Origin of the sequence: Metabacillus niabensis (assembly GCF_902829255.1) — a bacterium.
In the GTDB taxonomy this organism is placed as follows: domain Bacteria; phylum Bacillota; class Bacilli; order Bacillales; family Bacillaceae; genus Metabacillus; species Metabacillus niabensis.
The window spans coordinates 1-1194 of record NZ_CADEPK010000113.1; the positions used below are offsets into that span (position 1 = coordinate 1).

1 protein-coding gene is annotated in these 1194 nt (G+C 33.2%); it reads right to left on the minus strand.

Annotated elements, in window-relative coordinates; all coding sequences use genetic code 11:
• Window positions 1–110: 110 nt before the first annotated feature.
• Window positions 111–1118, minus strand: coding sequence for a hypothetical protein (locus HU235_RS10415; RefSeq protein ID WP_174880180.1), 1008 nt, complete (start codon window positions 1116–1118; stop codon window positions 111–113).
• Window positions 1119–1194 lie beyond the last annotated feature (76 nt).

The window sequence follows — 1194 nt, forward strand, 5'->3', positions numbered from 1 at the left end:
GGCATTTATAAAGTTTATGTTTTTTAGAACTACTATAAAATTTTCTATCGATATAAAAAGGGTTAACACTCAATAATTTTTGAGTTGTGTAACCCTTTTACATATCAATTTTATTGAATTCTAAGCTTTATTTCCTCCGATTTAAAGCCGAGAGATGTTGAAAGGTCAACAGTATCTACACTAATCGTCATATATTCATATTTTGCAAATACATCTTTATCAATTTCAGCTAATGAAAATTGCAGTACATTTCCAGTATTTTCTGTTGTTACATTATAAAGCTCCCAATCCTCCTTGGCAGGTTCATTTTCCTCATGATGAAAGCTTAAATTTAATCGATAGGCAACATTTGCTTTTTTGGTAATTTCAAAGAATAGATTTGCAACATTATATTCAGTAAGAACCGGTAATTGGAGAAGGCGAGAGCGCTCAACCTTTAAGCCACTTTCTCTTTCAATAAATTCAATTAACTCGTTATTTTCTAAAACATTGGATAGTTGTTGATTTTCGTGCTCTGTCCGTACGTAAAAAGCCTCATTAGTAAAGACATTCTTCATATCCATTTCCTTTGTCGCACCAAATAACAAAACATAGTCATCTGCAAAAATTTCCTGTGGATACAATGCATGATCGCTTTCATTATAATTCCAAAAAGCATCCCAACGTGTAGCTTCTAAAGCTAAACCTCTAAGCTCGCTCCACTTTGAAAAGGGTAGATGATGCGAAGGGAAATAATGATAGGCAAAATGATGACCATATTCATGTGTAAGAGTTTCGGTATAATCAGCTGGCTCTGTATATTTATCCCCTTGATAGAGAGTAATCGTATTCGTCAACGCACTGTAGCTTCCTTTCGTTAGAGAAGATGAATGTGCTCCACCGTCAATAACAATTCCATTCAATAAAGAAAACTCATCACCGTGCTTATTTTCTACGAATTCCTTATATAATTCTACTAATTTTGCTTTATCCCATTCTTCGGAACAACTAATGAACCGAATTCCTTCTGGGGTCGTATAGGATGCGTAGAAATTTACTGGAAGTCCATTCGAACTAAAGCTTGCTAGAAAAGGAAATGTAAATAGTAATATAATAAAAAATTGTCGTAATTTTAACATAGCTGTCACTTCCTTCTCTACATTGTATCATGATACAAATAATACGTAATTGGTATCTTTTGTTTATATCATAAGG

What these genes read in the sequence shown, in the direction of transcription:
- HU235_RS10415 (WP_174880180.1), bottom strand. Translation starts at nt 1,118, where the DNA reads ATGTTAAAATTACGACAATTTTTTATTATATTACTATTTACATTTCCT.